Source organism: Bartonella sp. AA16NXGY (genome assembly GCF_042197325.1).
In the GTDB taxonomy this organism is placed as follows: domain Bacteria; phylum Pseudomonadota; class Alphaproteobacteria; order Rhizobiales; family Rhizobiaceae; genus Bartonella.
The window spans coordinates 1-1,737 of the sequence record NZ_JBHIRR010000048.1 but is presented as its reverse complement, the minus strand read 5'-3'; the positions used below and the strand labels follow the sequence as shown (position 1 = coordinate 1,737).

Genomic DNA, 1,737 nt, shown 5'->3' with positions numbered 1-1,737 from the left:
TCCCCTTTGACTTCTTGTGTAATATCATTGATTTTTTGTGTAAAATTATTGACCACATTCGTGAGATGACTATTCACACTCTTCACATTTGCATCGAGACCACTCAAAGCTGAGCCAACATCATGATAATTGGCTTTTGCCACCTGACCATCTTCAACAATAACAGATAAACTATAGTTTGGTCCTTTAAAAGCACCATTTTCGAACGAGGCACCACCACCAAAATAATTTGCTATATCTCCAGATATTTTATTAATTTGGTTCCCATTGATCGCATCATGCGAATCTTCAGCAATTTTCCCATCTTTAACATTATGGAGGGAAACGGGTGCTGTAGTCTTATCACCACCCAAAGTTATGCTATTATAATTAACGGTATCTTTTTCTTTATCATAGAGAACTGCAGCAGCACTTGTAAGATTAATATCATTAGAAATCTTCTCTATACTTTTATCAAGCTGGGCTTTGTTAACAGCTTCATCATTTCGCTCTGCAGCTTTTACACCAGAAATTGTACGAGCTTCACCAGATTTGTTTGCAACATTAATTTCTGTACCCCCTGTTGTCACACCAATGGTAATAGTACCTGCATCTCCTTCCTGCTTAACAAGGCTATTTTTTGTCGCATTCGTAATCTGATTTTGGATATTCGTGATAGAAGTATCAACAGCATTAAAAGCAGAACCAACATCATTATGAGAATTACCCTGAATTGTGTAAGTTGGTGCTTTACCGTTAGATACATCTGCACCTCCACCAAAATACTTTGATATATTTTTAGCAATTGTTGTCAGATTATTTGTAACAGTGTTAACATTCTGATTAGTAGCAAAGAGCTGCGAACCATTCACTGCATCGGTTGAATTAGCAGAAATGTCTCCATTGGCAAGAAACTTAATTTTGCTATTTTCTTTGTCTGCTCCATGCTGTGCTACAAATGCCTGCTCATCATTACTCCACAATAGAGAATCTTTAGAAACACCCTCAATTTTCTGAGTAAATTCATTTGCTACATGTGTTAAGCGGCTATTCACATTGTTGATATTGTCATCAAGCCCTGTCAAAGCGTCACCAACATTATTATGGTCTTTAGATACTGCTACGCCATCTTCAGAAATGCGCGATAAATGATAGAGCGGACCGAACAAAATACCGTCGCTAAATTCCGCATTCCCACCCAAAATGTTTGCTACATCTCCAGATATTTTTTCAATCTGCCTACCATTGATCGCATCATGCGAATCTTCAGCAATTTTCCCATCTTTAACATTATGGAGGGAAACGGGTGCTGTAGTCTTATCACCACCCAAAGTTATGCTATTATAATTAACGGTATCTTTTTCTTTATCATAGAGAACTGCAGCAGCACTTGTAAGATTAATATCATTAGAAATCTTCTCTATACTTTTATCAAGCTGGGCTTTGTTAACAGCTTCATCATTTCGCTCTGCAGCTTTTACACCAGAAATTGTACGAGCTTCACCAGATTTGTTTGCAACATTAATTTCTGTACCCCCTGTTGTCACACCAATGGTAATAGTACCTGCATCTCCTTCCTGCTTAACAAGGCTATTTTTTGTCGCATTCGTAATCTGATTTTGGATATTCGTGATAGAAGTATCAACAGCATTAAAAGCAGAACCAACATCATTATGAGAATTACCCTGAATTGTGTAAGTTGGTGCTTTACCATTAGATACATCTGCACCACCACCAAAATATTGTGATGTATTTTGA

Annotated in this window: 1 pseudogene; it reads right to left on the bottom strand. The window is 37.2% G+C overall.

What is annotated here, in order from left to right:
- Positions 1–1,737, bottom strand: a pseudogene (locus ACFINK_RS09250) (hypothetical protein); the annotation flags it as partial.